The organism is Falsiroseomonas sp. HC035 (genome assembly GCF_050563525.1).
GTDB lineage: Bacteria > Pseudomonadota > Alphaproteobacteria > Acetobacterales > Acetobacteraceae > Falsiroseomonas.
The window spans coordinates 1-24181 of record NZ_JBNXUN010000029.1 but is presented as its reverse complement, the minus strand read 5'-3'; the positions used below and the strand labels follow the sequence as shown (position 1 = coordinate 24181).

Here is a 24181-nt window from a genome sequence, read left to right as displayed (position 1 = left end):
CCCTCAGGTTGGTTGAGCAGCCATGTCATCCCAAATCTGGACCGGCATCGGCAAACCCACAAAAACTTCCGGCCCCAGCTTGCCGTCTGGTGCGATGCCGAGCCCCTCCAGTACCCACATGATCTGCCGCACATGTTGCCCTGCATGCCAGGTCGTCCGCTCCAGGAACTCGTGCAGCGTCTGGTCGCCGTAATAAACAGCGGCACGCGACGCCCAGTCGCGGCTACGGCCCGGCCCCTCGAACCAGGTGGATAGCCGTGCCTGGACATCACGGCCGTAGGCGATCAGCGTTCGCCGGGTGCCCTCGCCCTGCATCGGCACGCGGTTGTAGCTCTCGAATGTCAGGGGAATGCCGTCCTCGTGCTCTAGGAAGGCATCAGCGATGTTGTAGATGTGGTAGGCAAGATCGGCATAGGAGCGCGGTCGGTTCGGCAGGTTGCGCGCCAGCTGCTCCTCCGGCATCTGCGCCAGGAACCGATCGGTGGCGGACAACATTGTCTCAAGTCGCCGACGCAGTTCCGCTACCGGCAGCAGCTTCGATCCGCCCCAGGGGATGCCGGCGATGCGCGCCACGTCGGCCAGCACCTGGCCGTTCACCCACTCGTCGCCGCGCGTGACGATGGGCACTTGGCGCAGCCCAAACTCCTCCAGCTCCGCATAGGCCTCCGGATCCTCGAGTACGTTGCGGGACAGGAAACTCACCTTGTGGCGCGTCAGGAATTCCTTGGTGCGCAGGCAGCTCGTGCAGCCGGTCATCCAATAGACGCGGATGCTGTCGTCGCTCCTCATGTCGTATTCCTCCCAGATGTGGACGACGCGTCAGCCGAGGCCACGGAGGTAATCGATCACCTCCGCCTTCGGCAGCACGTCCCCGTACTTCGCGTTGATATCGAACAGGTTCGCGTCATGCGGCCCCTCATGCCGATCGCCGACGCATTCGCGCGGCACGATGACACGGAAGCCGTGCTGGACGCCGTCGATGGCCCCCGCGCGCACGCAGCCGCTGGTCGAGCAGCCCGTCAGGATCAGCGTGTCGATCCCCTCCGCCGTCAGCAGGGCGCCGAGCGACGTTCCAAAGAAGGGGCTGGGATACTGTTTGACGATGACGATATCGGCCTCATGCGGCGCAACCACGGGATCGATCTCGGCCAGCTTCTCGCCCGGCACCATCAACGCCAAGGCCGGAACCTTGCGCATGAACATGCCGCCGTCGCGGCCCGAGGGATGGTACAGCACCTTGGTGTAGATCACCGGCACCGCGGCCGCGCGCGCCGCTTCCAGCAGCGGCACCGTCTCGCGTACCGCGTCCACCACGCCGGCTGCGAAGAAGGGCGCGCCGGGCGTGGTGTAGGCCAGGGTGAAGTCGATGACGACGATGGCCGGCCTGCGCCCGAAGCCGATGCGACCGTCGAACACGTCCTTGTAGTTGTCCTCGCGGGTTACGCTCATGCGTTGGCCTCCTCTGGATAGTGGCAGGCGATGAGGTGGCCGGCCGTATCGGCTGGCGCCAGTTCGGGCGGCCGCTCCACACAGGCGCGTGGCAGCATCGCGCCGGCCGCCGGCACGGTGTCCGCCATGGCGGCAGCGACTAGGCGGGCCCGGAAGCAGCGCGGGTGGAAGCGGCACCCGCTTGGCAGCGCCGTCGCGCTGCCGATCTCGCCATGCAGCAGGATGCGCTTGCGCCGCCGTTCCCGCGCCGGGTCGGCTAGGGGCACGGCGGAAAGCAGTGAAACGGTGTAGGGATGCCGCGGCGCGCCATACAGCGCGTCGCGCGGCGCCGTCTCGACAATGCGGCCGAGGTACATCACCGCGACACGGTCGCTGACATGGCGCACCACTGCCAAGTCGTGCGCGATGAACAGGTAGGCAAGGCCGAGACGCGATTGCAGATCCCGCAGCAGGTTCAGGATTTGCGCCTGCACCGAGACATCCAGCGCCGAGACCGGCTCGTCCAGCACCAGCAGGGCCGGCGCCAGCGCCACCGCGCGCGCGATGCCGATGCGTTGCCGCTGCCCGCCGGAGAATTCGTGCGGGTAGCGGTCCGCCATAGCAGGGGAAAGCCCCACCTGGCGCATCACCTCCGCGACGCGCTCCGCGATCTCGCCAGCCGGCGTGCCATGCACGGCCAGCGGCTCCGCGATGATCGAGCCGGCCGTCATGCGCGGGTCGAGCGATCCGTACGGATCCTGGAACACCATCTGCATCCGCCGGCGCAGGGCCCGCACCTGCGCGGCCGAGTGGCTGGTGACGTCCTGGCCCTCGAAGCGGATACGACCGGCGCTCGGTCGGATGAGTTGCAGCACCAAGCGGGCAAGCGTGCTTTTCCCGCTACCGGTCTCGCCGACGATGCCCAGTGTCTCGCCTCGATGCAAAGTAAAGGACAGGTCGTCCACAGCGCGGACCACGGGCTTCGCCGCGCCGAACAGCGTGGTGCCGCCGCCGAAGCGCTTTTCCAGGGCCTCGACCTCGAGCAGCGGCGGTGTGGTCATTCCGCGGTCTCCAGCTCGGCGGAGAAGTGGCAGGCGGCGCTCTCGACCAGTGCTGGCCGCTCCGTCCGGCAGCGTGCGCGGCCGTGGCCCACGAAGCAACGCGGCTCGAAGGCGCAGCCGGGCGGGCGCGCCGCCGGATCGGGTGGCTGGCCCTCGATCGGGCGCAGCGCCTCGCCGGCCGGCCCGTCCAGTTCGGGGACGCTGCGGAACAGGCTGGCGGTGTAGGGATGCCGGGTGTGGGCGAAGACGGTGTCGATGGCACCTGTCTCGACCACGCGGCCGGCATACATCACCGCGATGCGATCCGCATGGCGGGCGACGACGCCGAGGTCGTGCGTCACCAGCACCATCGCCATCCCGGTTTCCCGCCGCAACTCCGCCAGCAGTTCCAGCACCTGCGCCTGGACCGTCACGTCCAGCGCCGTGGTCGGTTCGTCGCAGATCAGCACCTTGGGACCGAGCGCGATCGCCATGGCGATCAGCACGCGCTGGCGCATGCCGCCGGAGAACTGGTGCGGGTAGTCATCCACGCGTCGCGATGCGTCCGGGATCTGGACGCGGCCGAGCAGGGAGATGGCGCGGGCGCGCGCCTCCCGCCGCCCGATCGGCAGATGCGCGCGCAACACCTCGATGATCTGGTCGCCGACTGGGAACACCGGGTTGAGACCGGTCAGCGGGTCCTGGAACACCATGGCGATCCGCGCGCCACGGGCACGGCGCAGGGCTTCCGGCTGCAGCCGCAGCAGATCCTCGCCGTCCAGCAGGGCCTGGCCCCCAACGACGCGTCCGGGACGCGGCACCAGTCCGAGCGCCGACAGGAAGGTCATGGTCTTGCCGGAGCCGGATTCGCCGACCACAGCGAGGATCTCGCCCGGCGACACCTGCAGCGACACGTCGTCGACCAGGACCTGCCGGCCCGTCTCGCCCGGGAATGCGGTGGTCAGGCCCCTGATGTCGAGGATCGGCGGCATCACAGCAGCTTGCCGGTGTTGCGGCGCATCTGCGGGTCCAGCGTGTCGCGCAGGCCGTCGCCCAGCAGGTTCAGCGCGATGACCGTGACTGCGATGCAGAGGCCGGCGGACAGCGAGATCAGCGGGTTCGAGGTGATGGCCGTCTGTCCTTCCGCGATCACGTTGCCCCAGGTCGGCGTCGGCGGCTGCACGCCGAGGCCGAGGAAGGAAAGCCCCGCCTCCGCCAGGATCGCGGTCGCCGCGCTCACCGTCGCCACCACGATCACCGGCGGCAGCGCGTTCGGGATGACGTGGCGCAGCAGCACGCGCAGCGGCGTCATGCCGATGGCGTGCGAGGCCTCGATGAAGGGCCGTGGCCGGATCGTCAGCACGACGGAGCGCATCACCGCGGCGATGCGCGGCGTGTAGGCGATGGCGACGGCGAGGATGATGGAATCGAGCGAGTTGCCGCGCGCCGCCACCAGCGCGAGCGCCAGCAGGAAGGACGGGAAGGCCAGCAGGATGTCGTTGAGGGCGACAATGACACGCTCCACCCAGCCACCGGCGAAGCCCGCCACGGCGCCGATCAGGGTGCCGATGCTCAGTGAGATCAGCACCACGAAGAAGCCGACCTGGAGCGAGATGCGCGCGCCCCAGATCAGCCGGGACAGGACGCAGCGGCCGAACTGGTCGGTGCCAAGCGGATAGGTCGCCGAAGGCGCTGCCAGCGTCTGCATCAGGTCCGTCCGCGTCGGCGAATGCGGCGCCAGGATCGGCGCAGCCAGCGCCACCAGCAGCAGCAGCACCAGTAGCACGATGCCGACCATGAAGCCGGGATGGCGGGTGTAGCGGCGGAGGCTGGCGCGCCGGCGCGCGGCCACGGTCAGGCTGGCGCTCATGCCGCCCTCAGCCGCGGGTCGATCACCCCGTACAGCAGGTCCAGCGCCACGTTCACCAGCACCACGGCCGCCGCCAGTACCAGCACGCCGGCCTGCACGAGCTGGTAGTCGCGCGCCAGGATCGCTTTGAGGATGGTGGAGCCGAGGCCCGGCCGGCTGAACACCACCTCGACCAGGATCGCGTTGCCGAGCGACCAGGCGAAGGTGACGCCGATGACGGCGAGAATGGGAATGACCGCGTTGCGCAGGGCCAGCCGCCAGACGATGCGGCGTTCCGGCACGCCCATGGCGCGGGCCACCCGAATGAAGTCCTGGCCCAGCACCTCCAGCATGGCGGAGCGGGTGAGGCGCGCGATGTAGGCCGCCACCGACACGCCCAGCACGATCGCCGGCAGCGCCAGGTGGTGCAGCCCGGTCCAGAAGCCGGGGTCGGAGGACGCGCCGAGCGTCGGGAACAGCGGAACCTGATGCGACAGCAGCAGGATCGCGACCAGCCCGACCCAGAACACCGGGAAGGAGATGCCGCCGAGCGCCGCCACCATCACCGCCGCATCCGCCCAGCTTCCCTGCCGCACCGCCGCGATGATGCCGAGCGGCACGCCGATGAGGATGGCGATGCCAATGCCGGTGATGGCAAGGGAGGCCGAGGACGGCACGCCGGCCAGGATCTCCGCCAGCGCCGGCTGCCCGGTGACGACGGAGGCGCCGAGGTCGCCGTGCAGCGCCCGGCCTAGGAAGATGAAGTACTGTTCCCATACCGGCAGGTCGAGGCCGAGGCGCGCCCGCAGCGTCGCCAGGGACTCCGCCGTCGCGAAGTCGCCCAGCATGTACAGCGCGGGATCGCCCGGGATGGCGCGCACCAGGAAGAACGCCACCGTGACGATCCCGACCATGGCGACGGCCAGTTGCACCAGGCATTGGCCGATATGGCGCAGCACGCCTCAGGTGCCCCGCAACGAGACCGAGGCGACATTCACGGTGAACAGGCTGTTCTGCACGAAGCCCTGCACCGCGGCGCCATGCGCCACGAACAGCCGGTCCGCGAACAGCGGGATGACCGGGATGTCGGTCATCGTCCGCGCCAGGATCTGCTGGTTGACGGCCTTCCGCTTCGCCGCATCCAGCTCCGCCGAGGCGCTGGCCAGCAGGTCATCGACGCCGGTGTAGCGGGAGGTGTTGAGCCCCGGCGGGTGGGACCGCGTGTGGTACAGCGTGACCAGGGGCGTGTCCGGGTCCGGTGGCCCGACGACGGCGGTGACGCAGGACTGCACGTTGCCGGAGGACCGGGCCTGCAGGTAGGCGCCGCGGTCCAGCACGCGCACCGTCGCCTGGATGCCGACCTGCTGCAGGTCGTTGGCCAGCGGCACCGGGAAACGGTCGTAGGGATTCAGCGCGACCGTCGTGATCTCGAACCGAAAGTTCGAGACGCCGGCCTCCCGCAGCAGGGCGCGGGCGCGGTCTGGGTCGTAGGGGTGGGCGGGCACGCCTTCCTCGGTGAAGTCCTGGAAGGTGGAGGTCAGCACGCTGCGCGCTTCGAACTTGGTGCCGCGGAAGAAGCCGTCCACCAGTGCCTTGCGGTTCATCGCATGCGCCATAGCGCGGCGCACGCGCACGTCGCGCAGCGGACCGACCGTGGTGTTCAGTACCAGGTTGACTGTGTTGTTGGAGGCGCGGTCCAGCAGGGTCACCCCCTGTGTGCGGCGCAGGCGATCGATCACCTCTGGCTGTTGCAGCGAGAAGAAGATGTCGATCTCGCGGTTCTCCAGCGCAATTGCGGCCGCCGTTTCGTCCCGGATGATGCGAAAGATGACCTCGGACAGCGCCGGCGCGCCGCCAAAATACTGCGCATTGGCAGAAAGCCGCACCTCGTTGCCGGCGGTCCAGCGCTCGAACACGAAGGGGCCGGTGCCGATGGGGTTCAGCGCGTAGCGCTCGCCAAGTTCGGTAACGGCGCGGCGGGACACCAGCCAGCCCTGGTTGAAGGCACACAGCTTGTGCAGGAAGCCGGCGTTCGGCGCCTCCAGCACGAACTGCACCGTCATCGGATCCGGCGCGCGGATCTCGACCAGCCCGGCGAGCTGGCCGCGATAGGCGCTGGCCGTCGCCGGGTCTAGGATACGCTCGAAGGTGAACTTCACGTCGTCCGAGGTGAAGGCGCCGAAGTTCTTGTGCCAGGTGACGTTGGGCCGCAGCCTGAAGGTCCAGGTCTTGCCGTCGCTGGACACCTCGTGCCCGGTCGAGATGTCGTCGACGATCTCGTTCGTCGCCTGATCGTACTTCACCAGCCCGTTGTAGACATGGCCGGCGATGGATTGATTCTCGATCTGGAAAATGCGGGCCGGGTCGAGCTGCGAGATGTCTGCGCCGAAGCGGACCCGCAGGCTGCGCGATGGTGCCTGACCCTGGGCCCTAGGCGCACCGAGGGCGGCCGTGGCGCCGATGGCGCCGATCGCGGCGGCGATGCCGCGCCGGCTGATGAACGGTGTTGCTGATCCAGACATGATTGCCCCTTTTCCCTTGTTTATCGTTCAGTCGATGCCCGGACGGTCTGTGCCCGGTGGCGGCAGTGGCGCCAGGTCCTTGCGCGCGGTCCTGGGCACCGCCTGGCCAAGGCGCGCGATGGCCGGCGCCAGCTCGCGCAGGCGCGCGCGATCCGCCTCCGACAGCTTCTGCAATCCGTGCCGCTGCACGAAGGCCGCGATTTCAGCGGCTGTGGCCTCGGTGCTCATGCCGGCCTCCGGCTGCGCCAGGGTGTCGCGGCCTCGTAGGCGGCGGCGAGGCGCAGCAGCGTCGCCTCCCCGCCACGCCGCGCCGCCATCTGCCAGTGCAGCGGCAGGCCGGCATCGGAGAACCCGGTGCACTGGACCAGGGCCGGAAGCCCCGCGAGGTTGAAAGGCGTCAGCATCGTCTCGAGCGTGAAGGCGGTGCTTTCCGGCTCCACGCCGAGGCGCGGCGGCAGGTGCAGCGTGCCGTAGGTGACCAGCACGTCGAAGCGCGCCATCAGCGCCGCCATGCCCTCCGCCACCACCCGTCGCAGGCGCTGCGCCGCCAGGTAGTCGACGGCGCGCACCAGCGAACCGGCGAGCAGCTTGTCGCGCAGCGCGCGGCCCATCTGCTCGGGCCGCTCACGCAATTCCTTCTCGTGGATGGCGGCGGATTCCGCCGGGCCGATCAGCCGTGCCGCCGCCAGGCAATCCGCGGCCGCGACCGGCAGCGTCACCTCCGTCAACCGCACGCCGAGGCCGGACAGCACGCGCAGCCCGGCCTCGAAGCCCTCCGCCAGAGGCGCATCGGCATCCGGCAGACCGTCGCCGGGCCGGCGCACCACGGCCACGGACAGGCCGCGCACGTCCGCCTGCGTCGCCGCATGCAGCGCCGGCCGGCCGGGCATCAGCGCCTCCAGCACCAGCGCCACGTCGGGCACCGTCCAGGCGAAGGCGCCCGGGACGTCCAGCGACCAGCAATTCGGCAGGATGCCCTCCAGGCTCAGCGTGCCCGGCGTCGGGATGATGCCCACAGTGCCGGTCGCCGCCGCCGGCAGGCGGACGGACCCCGTCGTGTCGGAGCCCAGGGCGAAGGGCAGCATGCCTTCCGCGACGGCGACGCCGCAGCCGGTCGAGGAGCCGCCGGTGAAGCGCTCGCGATCCCAGGGGTTGCGGGCGGGGAGCATGGGCTGGTCGAAATACTCGCCGCCATTGCCGGTGCCGTACTCCCAGGTGGCGAGCTTGCCGGCCAGCACCGCGCCCTTGCCGCGCAGCGCCGCGACCAGCGCCGCATCACGATCCGGCACGTACCCGGCGCGCAGGCGGGACCCGGCGGCGCAGGGCAGGCCGGCGGCGTCGTAGTTGTCCTTCACCCCGAAGGGCAGGCCGTGCAGCGGTCCAAGCCGGCGGCCGGCGGAGAGGCTGGCCGCGGCATCCCGCGCGGCGCCGCGGGCCCCTTCCACGTCGAGGTGGTGGAAGGCGTGCAGCGCGCCGTCTCTCGAGGCGATCCTGGCCAGGCACTGCTCCAGCAGCGCGACTGGCGACAGCGAGCCATCCGCGATGGCGGCGGCGGCTTCGGCAACGCCCGGGCAGGGCGATGAGTCAGTTGCCATGCCCGGCTATCGTGGCCGGCTGGGCGGCATGGTCAGGAGGTAGGACACCTGTGGCCTCCGCTGCAGCGATGCCGATAGTAGGCATGAGCCCCGCATTGCATGCAAGCTCGATACGTCACGACCGGCGATTTGAGGGTTCCGGGCGCCAGAATCTGCCATCTGGAGCCAGCAACTGCCTATTCGGTGGCCTTTCGGCTAGGTTTTCTACGGCAGAAGCGCTAGATTGCATGCAACAAAGGAGGGCGCTCGGCTTGGAAAAGCTGATCATCGAAGCGCGGATCAACGAATACGCCAGCCGCGGCGACAACCCCCACGTGCCGTGGACCGTCGAGGAGATCGGCCGCGATGCCGCCGCCGTCGCGCAGGCCGGCGCTGCCATCGTGCATTTCCACGCCCGCGCCGCGGACGGCGCGCCAGACCACGCCGCCTCGACCTACGCCGCGATCCTGCGCGCAATCCGCGCCGCCGCCCCGGGCCTGCTGGTGCACCCCACGCTGGGGCAGATCACCCAGTCCGATCCCGAGCGACGCATCGCCCACATCCTGGAACTGGCGCAGACCGGGGCATTGCGGCCCGAGTTCGCCTCGCTTGACCTCGGCAGCACCAACATCGATGTCTTCGAGGGTGCCGCCGTCGGCTTCCGCAGCGGCGACCGGACCTATGTGAACACGCACGGCACCCTGCGCCGCTTCCTGCGCGCCTTCCGTGCCGCGGGCGTGACCCCGGCGCTGGCCTGCTGGTCGATCCCCTTCCTGCGCACCCTCGGCGCGTTGCTGGAGACCGGCGAGGTGGCGCAACCCGGCTGGGTCCTGCTGGTGCATACCGAAGGCGGCATCCTCGGCGGCCATCCGGCGACCGAGGCGGGCTTGCGCGCCTTCCTGGACCACCTGCCGGCGGGGCGCCGGCTGCACTGGGCGGTCTGTTGCAAGGAAGGCGATGCCGTGCCGCTGGCGGAACGCGCGATCGCACTGGGCGGCCATGTCGCGATCGGCATTGGCGACTGGTCCTATCCCAACCGCGGCACCCCGACCAATGCAGGGCTGGTGGCGGAGGTCGCCGCGCTGGCACGCCGCATGGGACGGGAGGTGGCCAGCCCCGCCGAGGCACGCGCCATGCTCGGCCTGCAAGGAGTCGGTGCATGAGCCCGCCGCGCATCCTGCTGTTCGCCCCGGCCAACGTCGCGCGCCGCGCCGAGGGCGCCCTGGCCGCCGCGGCCGACGCCGCGATCCTCGACCTGGAGGATGCGGTGCCGCCGGACGAGAAGGCCGGCGCCCGTGCCGCCCTGGCCCGGTTGCTGGGCCTGCCGCGCGCCGCGGGCACGGCCCGCCGCTATGTCCGCATCAATGCCGCCGGCACGCCGATGTGCCTGGCCGACCTGCAGGCCGCGCTGGAAGCCGGCGCCGATGGCATCGTGCTGCCGAAGGCCGAGGCGGCGGACGGCCTGCACGCCATCGGCTGGGCGGTCCGGCAGATCTGTGGTGCGCTGCGGCGCGATCCTGCGACGGTCGAAATCCTGCCGATCGTCGAGACCGCGCGCGGCCTGCTGGCGCTGCCCGGCCTGCCCTGGGCCGCGGCCGGCGTCGCGCGCGTCGCGCTGGGCACCGTGGACCTCATGGCCGATCTCGGCACGGGCGCCTCGGATGCGGCCGCCGCGATCCTGCATGCGCAGCGCATGTGTGTCGCGGGATCCCGGGCGGCGGGTCTGGCAGCGCCGCTCGATGGCGTGCACCTCGATGTGCGCGACCCGCAGGGCGCCGAAGCCGCGATGCGGCAGGCCGCCGCCATCGGCTTCGGCGGCAAGCTCGCCATCCATCCGGCACAACTCGCCCCGCTGCGCGCCGGGCTGATGCCCGCCGCCGCCGAACTCGCCTGGGCGCAGGAGGTCGTGGCCGCCTATGCCGCGGCGGGCGCTGCCGGATCCGGCGCGATCGTGGTCGCCGGCCGGCTGGTGGACGAACCGGTGGCCCGCCGGGCACGCGACCTTCTGGCGATGGCGGGCCAGGCATGACGCCCGCCGCACCGAAGACCGCGGGCGCGCTGGACGGGCTGCGGGTGCTCGACCTCGGCACCTTCATCGCCGCGCCCTTCGCCGCCACGATGTTCGCCGAGATGGGCGCCGAGGTGGTGAAGGTGGAACTGCCGGGCATCGGCGACCACTGCCGACGCCTCGGCACGCCAACCGAGCATGGCGACACGCTGGTCTGGCTCAGCGAGGGCCGCAACAAGCGCAGCGTGACCATCGACCTCCGCAAGCCGGAAGGCGCGGCGCTGCTGCTGCGCCTGGCGGCCCAGGCCGATGCCGTGTGCGAAAATTTCCAGGTCGGCACGCTGGAGAAGTGGGGCCTCGGCTGGGACCAGCTGCGTGCCGCCAATCCCCGCCTGGTGCTGCTGCGCATCTCCGGCTACGGGCAGGAGGGGCCTTATGCGGCACGCCCCTGCTTTGGGCGCATCGCCAACGCCTTCGGCGGCATCTCCTTCCTGTCCGGCGAGCCCGACCGGCCACCGGCGAACCCGGGTTCCGCGACGCTCGCCGACTACATGGCGGGATTGTTCGGCGGCTTCGCCATGCTCGCGGCGCTGCGCCACCGCGACCGCAGCGGCCGCGGCCAGGTGGTGGACGTGGCGCTGTATGAAGGCGTGTTCCGCATCCTCGACGAACTCGTCCCGGCCTACGACCATGGCGGCCATGTGCGGGAACGTGCCGGGGCAGAAACCGCCATCGTCGCGCCGCACAGCCACTACCCGACCGCGGATGGCCGCTGGGTCGCCATCGCCTGCACCTCCGACACCATCTTCGCGCGGCTCGCGCAACTGATCGGAGCACCGGATCTGGCGCAGCCCGGCCGCTGGGCCACCACGGCGGCAAGGGTCCGAGACCGTGTCGAGGTCAACGCCACCGTCAGCGCCTGGACCCGGACCCTGACGCGCGATGCGCTGCTGTCCGCCTGCGAGGTCGCGCAGGTGCCGGCCGGGCCGGTCTATGCGATCGACGAGATCTTCGCCGACCCGCACTACGCCGCGCGCGGCAGCATCCTGCGGGTGGCGGACCCGCGCGCGGGCGACCTCGCGGTCCCGGCGCCCGTCGGACGCATGTCGGAAACACCGGCACATGTCGCGCATCTGGGCCAGGCGCTGGGAGCGGAGACCGATGCCGTGCTGCAGGGCTGGCTCGGCATGACCGCGGGCGAGATCGCGGCATTGCGGGAACGGGGTGCCGTATGAACCAGGAGGCGCAGGAAATCGAAGCCGCGCTGCGCGCCCGCATCCTGTCCGGCGACCTGCCGCCCGGGATGCGGCTGCGCGAGATGGACCTGGCCGAGAGCTTCCGCGTCTCGCGATCTCCGGTGCGGGAGGCGCTGACCGCGCTGACCCGGGACGGCCTGACCGAGCATGGCCCGCATCGCGGCTTCTCCGTGCGCGTCGTCAGCGCCGACGAGGTGGAGGAGGCCTATGAGATGCGCGCGCTGCTGGAAGGCCAGGCCGCACGCCTGGCCGCGGAGCGCGGCCTGCCGCGGGAGGCGGAACATGCGATGCTGGCCGCGGTGCTGACGGTGGATGACCTGCTGCGCATCGAAGGACCGGTGGATGGCACGGCATGGCAGGCGCAGAACACCGCCTTCCACGCCCAGCTCCGCAGCACCGTGCCCAACCGGTTCTTCCTGCGTGCGCTGGAGGCGGTGCATCGAGTGCCGCTGGTCGGCCATGTCGCGCCCCGCTTGTATGACCGGGCCTTGCTCAGCCGCTTCAACGCCCAGCACCGCGGCATCCTGAATGCCATTGCCTCACGCCAAGGAGGCCGGGCGGAACACCTGATGCGCGAGCATGTCGAGGAAGCGCGAGTAGAGATCAAAATGCGCGATGTGGGTCGGGCAGCATAGGCGCTGGCAATTGTGCAGAGATCACGTGACGGGGGTTGAGACGGAAAATGCGGCGCCCGGCTGCCACGCGGATCTGCCCGGCGTGCGACTCTGGTTCACCGACAGTGGCGGCTAAGGTCCGCCCGTCGTCCTGCTCATCCCAACACCGGGAAGAGCGCGATCTGGGAGAAGCAGATCCCTGCGTTCGCCGCGGCCGGCTTTCGCGCCCTCGCCTTTGATCGGAGCGGCTACAGCCCTTTGGCTCAACGGCGGCGGGGCTGCTGCCCGGCCAGGAACTTCTGCACATAGAGCTGCCGCGCACGCTCCATATGCGTGACCACGAAATGCTCCAGCGCCTCCCGGTCCCGCGCGCGCAGGGCGCTCACCATCGCCTCATGCTCCAGGCAGGCCTGCGCCAGCGCACCCGCATCGGCGGCGCCATAGGCGCGGGCGGGGAAGCTCAGCCAATCGTGCAGTCGGATTGATTCCGCGAGGTAGGGGTTGTCGCAGAGCCCGAAGAGCAGGCGGTGGAACACCATGTTCTCGCGGTGGATGCGGATCAGGTCGCCACTGCGCGCGGCCGCCGCATGTGCCTTCATGGCCGCGCTCACCTCCGCCAGGCGCTGGCGCGGCACCGGCAGCGGCATTGCCCGCGCCGCCGCCTGATGCAGGACCGCCCGCATGGCATAGAGATCGTCAAGTTCCGCCGCGGTGAACAGCGGCAGCTCGGCGCCGCGATGCCGCGGCTTGGTCACCACGCCCAGGCGCTGCAGCTCCGCCAGCGCCGCCCGCACCACATGGCGCTTGGCGTCGTAATCTTCCATCAGGTGATCCTCGATCAGCCGCGTCCGCGGCAGGATCCGGCCGCGGATGATGTCGGTCTCTATGGACGCGATCACCGTCGCCACCGGATCCGGCAGCTCGACGTCGCGCATGGTGCGGGGAAGCTGCATCAAGGTCGTCAAGGCCTGTGGGATCCCTCGCGTTAATTATTGATAATAGTGTTGCCTATATCACCAACATCGATTGCCTTTGCAAGACTGGCGCGCCGGCGCAAACCCTTGGCAGAAGAACCGGGGAACGCTGCATGGATACGCTACCGCCTTCCACAGGCCAGGAGCTCGTCAGCATCGATCCCGCGACGGGCGAGGAAGCGGGCCGCGTCCGGGTCACGACCGCCGGCGAGCTTGGCGCCATGGTGGAACGCGCTTGGCATGCCTTTCACAGTTCCGGCTGGAAGGCGCTGCTGCCGCACCGCCGTGCCCTGGTGCTGCAGGCCATTGCCGATGGGCTGGCGGCGGAGAAGGAAGCCCTCGCGCGGCTGCAGATGAAGGACAATGGCAAGCCGCTGGCGGAATGCCGCGGCATGGTGGAAAGCGCCATCGGCACCTTCCGCTATTATGCCGGCGTCTGCGAGACGATCGAGACCGACGTGACGCCACAGCGCGGCGACTACGTCTCCTTCACCCTGCTCGAGCCGTTCGGCGTCGTCGCCTGCATCACGCCGTGGAACTCGCCCATCATGAACGACGCCACCAAGGTGGCGCCCGCGCTGGCGGCCGGCAACGCCGTGTTGCTGAAGCCTTCGGAGGATTCGCCGCTGCTGGCGCCGGAGCTGGCCCGCATCGCGCGGCAGGCCGGGCTGCCGGAAGGCCTGCTGCAGGTGGTGCAGGGCCGCGGCGCGGACATTGGCTCGGCGCTGGTCTCGCATCCCGGCGTGCGGATGATCTCCTTTACCGGCGGCACCGTGACGGGCCGCGCCATTGGCCGCGTCGCGGGCGAGCGCCTGGTGCCGGCCGCGCTGGAACTGGGCGGCAAGAGCCCGCATGTCGTCTTTGCCGATGCCGATCTGGATCACGCAGTCGCCGCCGTCGTCGCCGGCATCTTCGGCTCCGCCGGCCAGTCCTGCGTCGCCGGGTCCCGCCTCCTGGTTGAGGCGCATGTGTATGACGAGGTGCTGCGCCGCGTCGTGGCGCGCGCCCAGGCGCTGCGCGTTGCGGCACCCGATGCGGAGGGCGCGGAAATGGGCCCCCTCGCCTCCTTCCACCACCGCGACCGCGTGGCCCGCTTCGTCGACCGCGCGCGGGCGGAGGGCGGCCGCATCCTGTGCGGTGGTGGCGTGCCAGAGGGTGCGGAGTATGACCGCGGCGCCTATTACCTGCCGACGGTGATCGATGGCCTCGGCATGGACTCGCTCACCTGCCAGGAGGAGGCCTTCGGCCCCGTGCTGGTCGCCCTGCCCTTCCGTGACGAGGCGGACCTGATCGCGCAGGCGAATGGCACGGCTTTCGGCCTGGCCTGCGGGATCTGGACTGAGAGCTTCAAGCGCGCCTGGCGCACCGGCCGCGCGCTGGAAGCCGGCTCGGTCTGGATCAACACCTACAAGCAATCCGTCACCACGACGCCCTTCGGCGGCTTCAAGAACAGCGGGATCGGTCGCGAGAAGGGCATCGACGGCCTCCGCCTCTACGCACAGGTGAAAAGCATGTATTTCGGTCTGCACGAGAACCCCATGTCGGTGGCGCGGTAGAAGCCATGGCACGCAAGGACACCGCCGCCGTCCCGGTGAAGGGCAGCAAGGTCATGGTCATCGGCGGCGCGAGCCTCGTCGGCTCCGCCACGGTCGAGGAACTGCTGTCGCGCGGAGCGACGCAGGTCGTGATCTACGACAACCTCTCCTTCGATGGCGAAGCCAACATCGCTCATCTGAAGGGCGACGCCCGCGTCGAGGTCGTGCAGGGCGACATCCTGAAGCTGCACCAGCTTCTGGCGGCGACCGAGGGCCTGGACGGCATCGTCCATCTCGCTGCCTTCATGACGCTGAACTTCGACCGCGACCCCTGGGGCGGTATCGACGTGAACATCCGCGGCCTGCAGAACGTGCTGGAGGCCTGCCGCGCCAACCGCGTGAAGAAGCTGGTCTTCGCTTCCTCCAACGCCGTCTATGGCTACGGCCCGGGCGTCAAGGGCGACCTGGTGGAGGACACGCCCTTCCACACCGCCGGCGCGCCGCCTGCCGCCATCCTGTACGGCGCCAGCAAGATCATGGGCGAGCAGCTGTGCCGCGACGCGCATCGCAAGCATGGCCAGGACTACGTCGTGCTGCGCTATTCCACGGTCTATGGCGAACGCCAGCACTACCGCGCCGCCAATGCGCTCTACATCGTCGAGACGCATGATGCCATCAAGCGCGGCGAGCGACCCAAGGTGATCAGCGACGGCAGCGAGACCAAACACTTCGTCTATGTCGGCGACCTGGCGCGCGCGAACTGCATGGCGTTGGAAGCGCCGGCGACCGATGTCGCCGTCAACACCTCCGGCCCCGCCCCGTTGACGACGCTGGAGCTGGTGACGCTGGTCGCGGAGCTGACCGGACGGCCCGACCTGAAGCCCGAAATGGTGCAGCCCGATCCGGGCAAGGTGCGCCTGACCTCCGGCGGCGCCTTCACCATCGTCCACAAGGCGGCCAAGGACGCCATTGGCTGGGAGCCGCAGGTGGACATGCGCGAAGGCCTTCGCCGGCTGCTGGCTTGGCGCGACGCATCGCAGAAGACGAACGGGTAGCCACGAGGGAGGCTGGCCCGGATCGGCCTCCAAGCCCCTTGGGCAGACGATAAGCAACACGAGGAAACGAATATGACGATCGAACGCCGCACGCTCGGCCTGCTGGCCGGTGCCGCCCTGCTGCCGGCCACGGCGCGCTCCCAGCCGGCTTACCCCAGCCGTGTCGTGCGCATCGTGGTGCCTTATCCAGCCGGCGGCGCCACCGATGTCATCGCCCGCATGATCGGGGAAAAGCTGACCGCGCAATGGGGCCAGCCCGTGGTGATCGAGAACCGCGCCGGCGCCGGCGCCACCCTCGGCGCCGAACTTGTCTCGCGCGCGGAGCCCGATGGCTACACGCTGTTTGAGACGACCAGCGCCCACACCATCAGCCGCAGCCTCTACCGCAACCTGACCTACGACCCGATCCGCGACTTCACCGCCATCACGCTCACCGCCATCGTGCCGCTGGTGCTCGTCACCGCGAAGCGCGTTCCGGCCAACGACCTTCAGGGCTTCATCGCCTGGGGCAAGGCGCAGCGGCAGGGCATCACCTTCGGCACCACCGGCAACGGCACGGCTCAGCACCTGACGGCTGCGCTGTTCAAGCTGAAGGCGGATGTCGCGGGGGAGTTCGTGCCCTATCGCGGCGATGCGCCGCTGAACACGGACCTGCTGGCCGGCCTGGTGGACGCATCCTTCTCCACCCTGTCCGCCGTGCTGCCCTACATCCTCAGCGGCGAGCTGAAGGCGATTGCGCTGGCGCATGGCCGGCGGATGGATGCCGTCCCGAACGTGCCGACCTTCGCGGAATCCGGCATGGCGGAGTTCGAGGCGGCCACCTGGTTCGGCACCTTCGCCCCGCGTGGCCTGCCGAACGAGATGCGGGAGAAGATCGCCCGCGACATCAGCGCCATCGTGGCGGAGCCGGCCTTCACCCGGCGTCTGGTCGAGATGGGCGGCGACGTCACCAACTACCCGCCGGCGCGCTTCGACCAGTTCATCGCCGCCGAGACGGCTCGCTGGGCCGAAGCCGTGCGCGTCTCGGGCGCCACCATCAACTGAGGGCCGCGCCATGACCGAGACCGAGACGGCCCTGCTCGCCCGCTGCCGCGCCATCCCCGTCAGCACCTGGTCCGATGCGCTGGACCAGTTCGATGTGGGAGGCGTGGTGCAAGGCATCCCGCTGCAGGCCGGCAGCGGCCGCATATGCGGCTTCGCCACCACCGCGCGCCAGCTTCCGGGCCGGCTGCATGAATTCGAGAAGGCGGAGTTCGCGGTGGGGCGCCTCGTCTCGGCCGCCGCGCCCGGCCGGGTGCTGATGGTGGATGTGGGCGGAGAGCCGATCTCCACCATGGGCGGGCTTGCCGCCTTTGGCGCCCGGCAGCTTGGCGCCGAGGGCGTGGTGATCGACGGCGCCTGCCGCGACGTGGACGAGATCCGCAACAGCGGCCTCTGGCTGGCCAGCCGCTGGGTGGCGCCCACCACGGGCAAGGGGCGGCTCCGCCTCATGCCGCTGGGCGAGCCGGTCACCATCGGCGGCATCACCGTCAAGCAGGATGATCTGGTCGTCGGCGACGAGACCGGCATCGTGGTCGTGCCGCGCGGACTGCTCGAGACCGCGCTGCCGCTGGCCGAGAAGCTGATGGCGGCGGACCAGGCGGTGGAGGATCGCATGAAGGCCGGCGAGACCTTTGCCGAGGCCGGCCGGGCCACCGGCTACCTCACGCCGAAGGGCTGACCGGCGTGACCGCGGGCGTCGTGCTGCAATCCGCACCGATCGGCCCCCTGGCCGACCGGCTGCTGCGGGAGGATCTGGATGCGGTTCGCCTCTGGGAACAGCAGCCCGGCTGGCTGGCGGGGCTGGGGGCTTCGGTGGCCCTGCTCGCGACCAGCGTGCGGCAGGGCTGCGACGCGGCGATGCTCGCGGCGCTGCCCAATCTGCGTGCGGTGTCGAGCTGGGGCGTCGGCTACGACACGCTGGACATCGCCGCCGCCCATACCCGCGGCATCCAGGTGGCAAACACGCCGGATGTGCTGGATGATTGTGTCGCGGATCTCGCCTGGGGGCTGCTGATCGCGGTCTCGCGGCGGATCACCGCCGCTGACCGCCATGTGCGCGCGGGCGAGTGGGTCACCCTTGGATCTTTTCCGCTGGCCACCCGCGTCTCTGGTAAGCGGCTCGGCATCCTGGGCCTTGGGCGCATCGGCCATGCGATCGCGCGTCGCGGCGAGGGCTTTGCCATGGAAATGCGCTACCACGGCCGGCGCCCGAAAGATGTGCCCTACCGGTTTGAGCCGTCCCTGCCGGCCCTCGCGGCCTGGTGCGACATCCTGGTGGTGGCCTGCGGCGGCGGGCCGGAGACGCACCACCTCGTCTCCGCTGATATCCTCGCGGCACTCGGGCCGCGCGGCATCCTGGTCAATATCGGCCGCGGCTCCGTGGTGGACCAGCAGGCGCTGGTGGCGGCGCTGGAAGCCGGGCGGATCGGCGGCGCCGGCCTCGATGTGCTGCAGGGCGAACCCGGCGCCCCGGCGGCACTGCGCCAGCGCGACGACGTCGTGATCACCCCGCATATCGGCAGCGCGACAATCGAGACGCGGGAGGCGATGGAGCGGCTGGTGGTGGACAACCTCAAGGCCTTCCTGCGCGACGGCCATGTTCTGACGCCGGTCCGGCCATGAGCGACGCCCTGGCCGGGGAACTGGCCGCGCTGCTCGGCGCCAGCCATGTGCTCACCGGTGCGGCGGCAGAGCCGTATCTGACCGACTGGCGCAAGCTGGTGCGCTGCTGGCGGCGCAGTTCCATGCCGCCGCCGACCGCTTCGTGGGCATGTCCGAGATGATGCTGGTCGTCCAGAACACGACCGAGTTCAGCTTCATGTGGACGAAGCGCGAAACGATCGGCGCGAGCAGCCGCGTGCCGAACGGGCTGACTGCAACGGCAAGCCGCGCATCCCCACACAATGCGGCTGCCTAATGTGAGGATCACCATGGAACAAGGGCTCTGTCGCTCGTTGCGTGCTGGGCTGCTCGGCTCTCGCCTTGCAGAATGCCGATCTCGCCGAAGGTCACGCCTTGATCGAGAGTGAGCGCTCCGTCGCGTGCCAGCTCCAGCGCGGCCACCAGCGTGCTGGCGAGCGCCGCCCGCCGCTGCAGCAGCGTCCGCGCCCGCTCGCCGCCGCGTGGAACGGGCGCTCTCTCTCCGTGTAGCGCGGCCAGGAGGTCGCGGATCCTCGCCAGGGCGTCCGGCACGCGCCACAGCTGCGGCGGGTTCGGCAGGTAGACGCGCATGCGCATCGGAAGCGCGATCAGCCGCAGGCAGGCGCGCAGCAGCTCGGTAGTGTCAGCCAGCGGCACTGGCTGCGGCTCCGGTGCCGGCGCCCCCTGCCCGAAGACCTCCCGGCCCAGCTGCGTCCGCCGCTCCAGCCAGTCGGCCATCGCCCGCACCGCCGCGCGGTCGCCCAGCCGCCGCCGCAGCTCAGCCGCCTCCGCCTGCGCCGCCCGGTCCGCCTCCGAGCCCGCCGGCAGCAGCAGCCGCGAGCGCAGCAAGAGCAGCCAGGCGGCCATGACCAGCCAGTCCGCCATCTGCGACAGCGGCACCCGCCGCCCCGCAATGGCGCGCTCCACTGCCTCACCAAAGGCCTCCGCCAGTGCCCCGACGGAGATCTGGGCGAGGTCGACCCGCTGCGCCCGGGCGAGCTCCAGCAGCAGGTCAAGCGGCCCCTCATAGCTGCCGAGCCGTAGCGCCGGCGCGCCAGAGTTGCCCAGCTCGGCGGGCCGGGGCTCGTCGCCGAGCGAGGCGCCGTCGTCAGGGGCCATCGTAGAGCGGCCGCAAGTCGAAGCGCAGCCCGGGCCAGCGGGTGCGCAGGGCCAGCAGCGCCGGCCAGGGGGTCCAGTCTGCGGACCAGAACCCGACCCAGAACAGACCCGGGTCGCGCCGGCGCGCCCCGCCCCGCCCGCCGATCGGCAGCTCCACCACGCCGCGCAGCGCCTCCATCGTGCCCCAGTGCGCCCAGAGCCAGGCGCGGCTGTCCGGGTGGTCCGGCCCAAGCCGCAGGAGGCGGTCGGGCACCGGCAGCAGCCGGTGCAGGTCAAGCGGGCAGTCCTGGCTCTGCGGCGCCCGCTCCGCCACCAGCTGGCCCCGGGCCTCGACGGCATCCCGGAGCTGCCCGGCGAGGATCCGCGCCCCCTCCAGGCTGATGGTGCGGCGGGCCGGCGGCGGCGGGGCGAGCAGCAGGTGGAACCAGCGCTCGGCCGCGGCGCCATGGTCATCGGTCCAGGGGATCACGCCCGCCCCGGCGGCGGCCGCCCGGAACAGGGCCACCGCCGCCGGCGCGCGCGTGACCCGGAGGTGGTGGTAGAGCCAGTCGGTGTCGGCGGGTGCTCCGGGCGCGGGCGCCCCCTCCCCTGCCCCCGGCTCGGCTGCCGGCGCCGCGGTCACAGGTCGAGCAGCTTTGTCGCGCTGTCCGTCACCAGCTTCGCGCGCCGGACATAGCCGCGCATGGTCTTGAGGTCGCGGTGGCGGGTGTGGTCCATCACCTGCTCGTCGCGGGCGCAGGCGAGGCGGCGGCGCGCGGGCTGTCGCAGGCGAGGAAGGACAACATGGCCGAGGCGGCGGCCGGGCTGCTGGCCGGCTCGGCCTGGGTGCCGCGCCTGCTGCGCGCCCCTGCCATTCCGGCGGAGGGTGGCGAGGCGATGACGCGGGTGGCGGCGGAGTAGAGCGCCAAGCGCTCCCTCGGGCGGGTTGCCGGGAAGCCGGCGCCGGCCTTCCTTTGGCGGCCACTACGACATCACGGCTGCGAGCCGTGTTGAACGCTCGTTGCCTGTCCTGCTCGATGGTCGAGGAAAGGCGGGGAGCGGACCTCCCGTTTGGCAGCGACCGTCCTCTGGGGCCAGCTCAGCCCGCAGTGGGTTGTCGCGTCCAGCGCCGGAGCTCTGGCAGGCAAGAACAAGGCTGCCCGTCTCGCACGTCTGCCGACAGGTAACAGGCCGCGCATCAATTGTGAAAGTGCGCGGGCCGCCCAAGCAGCCGGAGTTTCCCCTGCGGTCAGGAATTTACTGCTGCGCCATCTTCTAGCCCCAGCCGAAATGACCGCTCTCGCTTTGCTACCCATCCGGCTCTGGAGCCACTGCGTGGCCCGGCGCTGACGGTGCCGGCCGCTCCTAATCTGTTGCTGATCCGCGACGGGGCGAAGATTGAACCACCTGCCCTTTCCGCCTATCCCATGGACTGCAAGGGCCAAGGTTGGAAGGCCTGACAGTGGCTCCGTAGCTTCCGGCGGTGCCCGCGCCGGGCTCTTCTGAGAGGACCAGAGTGACGTGAACGGCCTTCCGCTTATATGGGGCCACGCTCCGCTCCTGGTGGCCTTGTCGATCGTGGTTGCAATGGCCGCTTCCTTCGCCGCGCTGGATCTGGCTGGGCGCGTGCGCGCCTCGGCAGGTCGACAGGCCGGCGGCGCCTGGCTCGCCACCGCCGCGCTCGCCCTGGGCGGGGGCATCTGGTCCATGCACTTCGTGGGAATGCTCGCTTTCAGCCTGCCAGTCCCGGTGGGCCACGATCCCGGCTTGACCGCCCTCTCGCTCGCCGTCGCGGTCCTGGTCACCGGCCTCGGCTTCGCGGCGGCCCGATGGCGCGGCGGCCGTAGGCTCGATCTTGCGTTCGGCGGCCTGCTGATGGGCTGCGGCATCGCGGCCATGCACTACACCGGCATGGCGGCCATGCGGGTATCGGCCGATCTGCGATACGATCCCGCGCTCGTCGGCGCCTCTGTGCTGATTGCAGTCGGCGCCGCCACGGCGGCCCTCTGGCTCTCCCATCAAGACGCCACGCCGGGGCGGCGCCTCGGGGCTGCAGCGGTCATGGGGCTGGCAATCGCGGGCATGCACTACACGGGCATGGCGGCCGCAGCCTGGACGCCGCACGCCGGGACCACCGGCGCGGACGAAGCGCATCTCGACCATGCGGGTCTCGCGTTCGGCGTAGCGGCCGTCACCTTCCTGGTCCTGCTCCTCGCCCTTGCCGCCGCCTCCATCGACCGGCGGCTCGCGGCGCTGGCGGAGCGCGAGGCGAGGGTCGCGCTGGCCGAGAGCCAGGCGCGATTCCGTGCCGTTGTCGAGCAGGCCAGCACCGGCATCGCCCAGGCCGATCGGCACGGGCGCTTTGTCCTGGCCAACGACCGCTACTGCGAGATCGTCGGACGGTCGCGAGAGGAGCTGCTCGGGGGCCTGCGTATGCAGGACATCACCCATCCCGACGACCTGACCGCAAACTTGCTGGCCTTTGCGCGGACGGTGCGCGACGGCGTTCCCTTCTCGATCGAGAAGCGATACCTCCGCCCCGACGGTGCGGAGGTCTGGGTGCACAATAGCGTTGCGCCGGTGCGTGATGACGAGGGCCGTGTGCTCGCCGTAGTTGCCGTGACGCAGGACGTGACCGCGCGGCGCGCCGTCGAGGCGGCATTGCGGGAGAGCGAGGCGCGGCTGCGCGACCTGCTGGCCACGCTGGACCTCGGCGCCTCCATGGCGCGCGATGTCGACGGCACCATCCGCCACTGGTCGGCCGGGTGCGAGCGCCTCTATGGCTGGACCGCGGCGGAGGCGGTCGGCAGAAGCGCGCACGAGCTTCTCCAGACCGTCTTCCCGGTTCTGCCCACCGAGATCGCGGCGGCGCTGGAGAGCGCCGGCGAATGGACGGGGGATCTGCTGCAGCGGACCAGCGACGGGGCCGAGATCGTCGTCGCCGCCCGTAAGGCGCTGCGGCGCGGCCCGGACGGGGCGCCGGCGGCGGTGCTGGAGGCCCTTACCGACGTGACCGCGCAGCGCCGGGCGGAGGCCGCGCTGGCCCTGCAGCGCACCGAACTGGAGCGCATTGTCGAGGAGCGCACTGCCGCTCTGCTGCGCGCGGCCGAGGAGCGCCGGCGGGCGGAGGACGCGGCGCGCCAAGCCGAGAAGCTGGCCGCTCTCGGCGAACTCACCGGCGGCGTCGCGCACGACTTCGGCAACCTCCTGCAAGTGGTCACCAGCGGAGCGGCGCTGCTCAAGCGTGCCTCCCTGCCGGAGGCGAAGAGGGTCGAGGTTCTGGAGGGCATGATCCAGGCGGGCCGGAGCGCGCGCGAGCTGACCGGGCGTCTGCTTGCCTTCGCTCGGAAGCAGACGCTGCGCCCTGAGGTGATCGATGTCGGCACGCGCCTCGCCGGCATGTCGGGTCTGCTGCGTCAGACCCTTGGCTCTGGCATCCGCGTGGAGAACGACCTTGCGCCTGATCTTTGGCCAGTACGCGTTGATCCCGGCCAGCTTGAAGTCTCTCTCCTGAACCTGGCGGTGAACGCGCGCGACGCTATGCCAGGTGGGGGTACGCTCACCATCCAGGCCCGCAATGCGGTTCTTGAGGCAACCGCAGAGCGCGCGGCGGGCGATTACGTGTGCATTGCCGTCAAGGATACCGGTGGCGGCATGCCGCCGCGCATCCTCTCGCGCGTGCTGGAGCCGTTCTTCACCACCAAGGGGCCTGGGCGGGGCACCGGCCTCGGCCTGCCGCAGGTTCATGGCTTTGCCAAGCAGTCAGGCGGCGACCTGAAAATCGAGAGCGAGCCGGGCCAGGGCACTGCAGTGTTCTTCCACCTGCCGCGCGCCTCCACCGTCCCGAGTGGGGTGCAGAACGGGGTTACGGGCACGCGGGAAGAGGAGCCCAGCATTCTTCAGGGCATCGGCCGGACGGTGCTGGTGGTCGATGACAACCCGGACGTGGCCTCCTTCGCCTGCAGCCTGCTGGAGGAGCTAGGCTATGCCACGCGGCGCGCCGGCGGCGCGGCCGAGGCACTGGCGATACTGGCCGACGGGGAGGCTGTGGACGCGGTCTTCTCGGACGTTGTGATGCCAGGAGGCGTGGATGGTATCGGCTTGGCTGCTACGCTGCACTCCTCCTTCCCCAACGTCGCTGTGGTCCTGGCCACCGGCTACAGCGAGCGGCTCGCGCGTGGTGGGGCGCCGGAGGACGTGGAGACGCTACTCAAACCCTACGGCCCCGATGAATTGGCTGCCGCGCTGGGGCGTGCACTTATGCGGAGCAGCGCAAGGCTGGAGGCGACGGGGTAACCGCCGCTCTGCGGCATAGCACTTGTGTCGTCCGGACGTGCAGGGCGGCAGCTTGGCCACTCTGGCGGGCCTGGCGCAGGCGCACCGGGATGCTTGGCGCTGCCGGGATCTTGCCAGCCGAGGCGTTGTCCGGCTGGTGCTCGACAGCACCGTCTACGCACTCAATCGTGCCGAATGTCCATCGCTGGGCGGCCTTCGTGACGAGGCGCAAACGCGGGACGTGAAAGTCGGCTTCGGGTCGACGGCGGTT

General features: G+C 70.6%; 25 protein-coding genes. 13 read left to right on the top strand and 12 right to left on the bottom strand.

Annotated elements, in window-relative coordinates; genetic code table 11:
* Nucleotides 1–3: 3 nt before the first annotated feature.
* From ACLF3G_RS27770 to ACLF3G_RS27730, 9 genes are read right to left on the bottom strand one after another with little or no spacing between them, the layout of a single operon-like run.
* Complete coding sequence (locus ACLF3G_RS27770) at nucleotides 4–789, bottom strand: glutaredoxin domain-containing protein (RefSeq protein ID WP_430672629.1); 786 nt, start codon at nucleotides 787–789, stop codon at nucleotides 4–6.
* Nucleotides 790–819: 30 nt separating this feature from the next.
* Entirely contained in the window at nucleotides 820–1449 is a 630-nt protein-coding gene (locus ACLF3G_RS27765; RefSeq protein WP_430672628.1) for an isochorismatase family protein, read from the bottom strand.
* A complete protein-coding gene (locus ACLF3G_RS27760; protein WP_430672627.1) occupies nucleotides 1446–2489 on the bottom strand; it encodes an ABC transporter ATP-binding protein in 1044 nt (347 codons plus the stop codon). Before ACLF3G_RS27760 ends, ACLF3G_RS27765 begins: the two co-directional genes overlap by 4 nt.
* Nucleotides 2486–3460 carry an ABC transporter ATP-binding protein gene (locus ACLF3G_RS27755; RefSeq protein WP_430672626.1) on the bottom strand — a complete coding sequence of 325 codons (975 nt, stop codon included), beginning with the start codon at nucleotides 3458–3460 and terminating at the stop codon, nucleotides 2486–2488. The genes ACLF3G_RS27760 and ACLF3G_RS27755 overlap by 4 nt, the downstream gene beginning before the upstream one ends.
* On the bottom strand, nucleotides 3460–4338 hold the full coding sequence (locus tag ACLF3G_RS27750; protein WP_430672625.1) for an ABC transporter permease: 879 nt from the start codon (nucleotides 4336–4338) through the stop codon (nucleotides 3460–3462). The genes ACLF3G_RS27755 and ACLF3G_RS27750 overlap by 1 nt, the downstream gene beginning before the upstream one ends.
* Entirely contained in the window at nucleotides 4335–5276 is a 942-nt protein-coding gene (locus tag ACLF3G_RS27745; RefSeq protein ID WP_430672624.1) for an ABC transporter permease, read from the bottom strand. Before ACLF3G_RS27745 ends, ACLF3G_RS27750 begins: the two co-directional genes overlap by 4 nt.
* 3 nt (nucleotides 5277–5279) lie before the next feature.
* Nucleotides 5280–6839 (bottom strand): ABC transporter substrate-binding protein, encoded by a 1560-nt coding sequence (locus ACLF3G_RS27740; RefSeq protein ID WP_430672623.1) that lies wholly within the window; start codon nucleotides 6837–6839, stop codon nucleotides 5280–5282.
* A 27-nt stretch (nucleotides 6840–6866) separates the two neighbouring features.
* Nucleotides 6867–7067 carry a hypothetical protein gene (locus ACLF3G_RS27735; RefSeq protein ID WP_430672622.1) on the bottom strand — a complete coding sequence of 67 codons (201 nt, stop codon included), beginning with the start codon at nucleotides 7065–7067 and terminating at the stop codon, nucleotides 6867–6869.
* Complete coding sequence (locus ACLF3G_RS27730; RefSeq protein WP_430672621.1) at nucleotides 7064–8434, bottom strand: amidase; 1371 nt, start codon at nucleotides 8432–8434, stop codon at nucleotides 7064–7066. Before ACLF3G_RS27730 ends, ACLF3G_RS27735 begins: the two co-directional genes overlap by 4 nt.
* Nucleotides 8435–8685: 251 nt before the next feature.
* On the opposite strand from ACLF3G_RS27730, the gene ACLF3G_RS27725 reads away from it, so the two are divergent.
* From ACLF3G_RS27725 to ACLF3G_RS27710, 4 genes are read left to right on the top strand one after another with little or no spacing between them, the layout of a single operon-like run.
* Nucleotides 8686–9576, top strand: a complete 891-nt coding sequence (locus ACLF3G_RS27725; RefSeq protein ID WP_430672620.1) for a 3-keto-5-aminohexanoate cleavage protein — start codon at nucleotides 8686–8688, stop codon at nucleotides 9574–9576.
* On the top strand, nucleotides 9573–10442 hold the full coding sequence (locus ACLF3G_RS27720; RefSeq protein ID WP_430672619.1) for an HpcH/HpaI aldolase/citrate lyase family protein: 870 nt from the start codon (nucleotides 9573–9575) through the stop codon (nucleotides 10440–10442). Before ACLF3G_RS27725 ends, ACLF3G_RS27720 begins: the two co-directional genes overlap by 4 nt.
* On the top strand, nucleotides 10439–11656 hold the full coding sequence (locus ACLF3G_RS27715; protein ID WP_430672618.1) for a CaiB/BaiF CoA transferase family protein: 1218 nt from the start codon (nucleotides 10439–10441) through the stop codon (nucleotides 11654–11656). Before ACLF3G_RS27720 ends, ACLF3G_RS27715 begins: the two co-directional genes overlap by 4 nt.
* Nucleotides 11653–12312 (top strand): GntR family transcriptional regulator, encoded by a 660-nt coding sequence (locus ACLF3G_RS27710; RefSeq protein ID WP_430672617.1) that lies wholly within the window; start codon nucleotides 11653–11655, stop codon nucleotides 12310–12312. Before ACLF3G_RS27715 ends, ACLF3G_RS27710 begins: the two co-directional genes overlap by 4 nt.
* A 242-nt stretch (nucleotides 12313–12554) precedes the next feature.
* On the opposite strand, the gene ACLF3G_RS27705 is transcribed toward ACLF3G_RS27710, so the two are convergent.
* Nucleotides 12555–13256 (bottom strand): GntR family transcriptional regulator, encoded by a 702-nt coding sequence (locus ACLF3G_RS27705; RefSeq protein WP_430672616.1) that lies wholly within the window; start codon nucleotides 13254–13256, stop codon nucleotides 12555–12557.
* 122 nt (nucleotides 13257–13378) lie between these two features.
* Here ACLF3G_RS27705 and ACLF3G_RS27700 point away from each other — a divergent pair, with 122 nt between their 5' ends.
* The 7 genes from ACLF3G_RS27700 (at nucleotide 13379) to ACLF3G_RS27670 (ending at nucleotide 18814) form a co-directional block, all read left to right on the top strand.
* Nucleotides 13379–14821, top strand: a complete 1443-nt coding sequence (locus tag ACLF3G_RS27700) for an aldehyde dehydrogenase (protein ID WP_430672615.1) — start codon at nucleotides 13379–13381, stop codon at nucleotides 14819–14821.
* Nucleotides 14822–14826: 5 nt separating this feature from the next.
* Entirely contained in the window at nucleotides 14827–15855 is a 1029-nt protein-coding gene (locus tag ACLF3G_RS27695; RefSeq protein WP_430672614.1) for an NAD-dependent epimerase/dehydratase family protein, read from the top strand.
* A 72-nt stretch (nucleotides 15856–15927) separates the two neighbouring features.
* Nucleotides 15928–16899, top strand: a complete 972-nt coding sequence (locus ACLF3G_RS27690; protein ID WP_430672613.1) for a tripartite tricarboxylate transporter substrate binding protein — start codon at nucleotides 15928–15930, stop codon at nucleotides 16897–16899.
* 10 nt (nucleotides 16900–16909) lie between these two features.
* Nucleotides 16910–17575 carry an RraA family protein gene (locus ACLF3G_RS27685; RefSeq protein ID WP_430672612.1) on the top strand — a complete coding sequence of 222 codons (666 nt, stop codon included), beginning with the start codon at nucleotides 16910–16912 and terminating at the stop codon, nucleotides 17573–17575.
* A gap of 5 nt (nucleotides 17576–17580) precedes the next feature.
* A complete protein-coding gene (locus tag ACLF3G_RS27680; RefSeq protein ID WP_430672611.1) occupies nucleotides 17581–18519 on the top strand; it encodes a 2-hydroxyacid dehydrogenase in 939 nt (312 codons plus the stop codon).
* A complete protein-coding gene (locus ACLF3G_RS27675; RefSeq protein WP_430672610.1) occupies nucleotides 18516–18680 on the top strand; it encodes a hypothetical protein in 165 nt (54 codons plus the stop codon). Before ACLF3G_RS27680 ends, ACLF3G_RS27675 begins: the two co-directional genes overlap by 4 nt.
* Nucleotides 18677–18814 (top strand): hypothetical protein, encoded by a 138-nt coding sequence (locus ACLF3G_RS27670; RefSeq protein ID WP_430672609.1) that lies wholly within the window; start codon nucleotides 18677–18679, stop codon nucleotides 18812–18814. The genes ACLF3G_RS27675 and ACLF3G_RS27670 overlap by 4 nt, the downstream gene beginning before the upstream one ends.
* An 8-nt stretch (nucleotides 18815–18822) precedes the next feature.
* On the opposite strand, the gene ACLF3G_RS27665 is transcribed toward ACLF3G_RS27670, so the two are convergent.
* Both ACLF3G_RS27665 and ACLF3G_RS27660 read right to left on the bottom strand, forming a co-directional pair.
* A complete protein-coding gene (locus tag ACLF3G_RS27665) occupies nucleotides 18823–19656 on the bottom strand; it encodes a segregation and condensation protein A (RefSeq protein WP_430672608.1) in 834 nt (277 codons plus the stop codon).
* Complete coding sequence (locus ACLF3G_RS27660) at nucleotides 19646–20278, bottom strand: hypothetical protein (RefSeq protein ID WP_430672607.1); 633 nt, start codon at nucleotides 20276–20278, stop codon at nucleotides 19646–19648. The genes ACLF3G_RS27665 and ACLF3G_RS27660 overlap by 11 nt, the downstream gene beginning before the upstream one ends.
* Nucleotides 20279–20364: 86 nt before the next feature.
* On the opposite strand from ACLF3G_RS27660, the gene ACLF3G_RS27655 reads away from it, so the two are divergent.
* Complete coding sequence (locus ACLF3G_RS27655; protein WP_430672606.1) at nucleotides 20365–20556, top strand: hypothetical protein; 192 nt, start codon at nucleotides 20365–20367, stop codon at nucleotides 20554–20556.
* Nucleotides 20557–21156: 600 nt separating this feature from the next.
* Nucleotides 21157–23931: an MHYT domain-containing protein gene (locus ACLF3G_RS27650; protein ID WP_430672605.1), complete on the top strand. Its 2775-nt coding sequence runs from the start codon at nucleotides 21157–21159 to the stop codon at nucleotides 23929–23931.
* The last annotated feature ends 250 nt before the right edge of the window (nucleotides 23932–24181 follow it).

Excerpts from the sequence above, each read along its gene's own strand:
- ACLF3G_RS27770 (WP_430672629.1), bottom strand. The coding sequence starts at position 789 with ATGAGGAGCGACGACAGCATCCGCGTCTATTGGATGACCGGCTGCACG.
- ACLF3G_RS27765 (WP_430672628.1), bottom strand. The coding sequence starts at position 1,449 with ATGAGCGTAACCCGCGAGGACAACTACAAGGACGTGTTCGACGGTCGC.
- ACLF3G_RS27760 (WP_430672627.1), bottom strand. The coding sequence starts at position 2,489 with ATGACCACACCGCCGCTGCTCGAGGTCGAGGCCCTGGAAAAGCGCTTC.
- ACLF3G_RS27755 (WP_430672626.1), bottom strand. The coding sequence starts at position 3,460 with ATGCCGCCGATCCTCGACATCAGGGGCCTGACCACCGCATTCCCGGGC.
- ACLF3G_RS27750 (WP_430672625.1), bottom strand. The coding sequence starts at position 4,338 with ATGAGCGCCAGCCTGACCGTGGCCGCGCGCCGGCGCGCCAGCCTCCGC.
- ACLF3G_RS27740 (WP_430672623.1), bottom strand. The coding sequence starts at position 6,839 with ATGTCTGGATCAGCAACACCGTTCATCAGCCGGCGCGGCATCGCCGCC.
- ACLF3G_RS27735 (WP_430672622.1), bottom strand. The coding sequence starts at position 7,067 with ATGAGCACCGAGGCCACAGCCGCTGAAATCGCGGCCTTCGTGCAGCGG.
- ACLF3G_RS27730 (WP_430672621.1), bottom strand. The coding sequence starts at position 8,434 with ATGGCAACTGACTCATCGCCCTGCCCGGGCGTTGCCGAAGCCGCCGCC.
- ACLF3G_RS27720 (WP_430672619.1), top strand. The coding sequence starts at position 9,573 with ATGAGCCCGCCGCGCATCCTGCTGTTCGCCCCGGCCAACGTCGCGCGC.
- ACLF3G_RS27715 (WP_430672618.1), top strand. The coding sequence starts at position 10,439 with ATGACGCCCGCCGCACCGAAGACCGCGGGCGCGCTGGACGGGCTGCGG.
- ACLF3G_RS27710 (WP_430672617.1), top strand. The coding sequence starts at position 11,653 with ATGAACCAGGAGGCGCAGGAAATCGAAGCCGCGCTGCGCGCCCGCATC.
- ACLF3G_RS27700 (WP_430672615.1), top strand. The coding sequence starts at position 13,379 with ATGGATACGCTACCGCCTTCCACAGGCCAGGAGCTCGTCAGCATCGAT.
- ACLF3G_RS27695 (WP_430672614.1), top strand. The coding sequence starts at position 14,827 with ATGGCACGCAAGGACACCGCCGCCGTCCCGGTGAAGGGCAGCAAGGTC.
- ACLF3G_RS27690 (WP_430672613.1), top strand. The coding sequence starts at position 15,928 with ATGACGATCGAACGCCGCACGCTCGGCCTGCTGGCCGGTGCCGCCCTG.
- ACLF3G_RS27685 (WP_430672612.1), top strand. The coding sequence starts at position 16,910 with ATGACCGAGACCGAGACGGCCCTGCTCGCCCGCTGCCGCGCCATCCCC.
- ACLF3G_RS27675 (WP_430672610.1), top strand. The coding sequence starts at position 18,516 with ATGAGCGACGCCCTGGCCGGGGAACTGGCCGCGCTGCTCGGCGCCAGC.
- ACLF3G_RS27670 (WP_430672609.1), top strand. The coding sequence starts at position 18,677 with ATGATGCTGGTCGTCCAGAACACGACCGAGTTCAGCTTCATGTGGACG.
- ACLF3G_RS27665 (WP_430672608.1), bottom strand. The coding sequence starts at position 19,656 with ATGGCCCCTGACGACGGCGCCTCGCTCGGCGACGAGCCCCGGCCCGCC.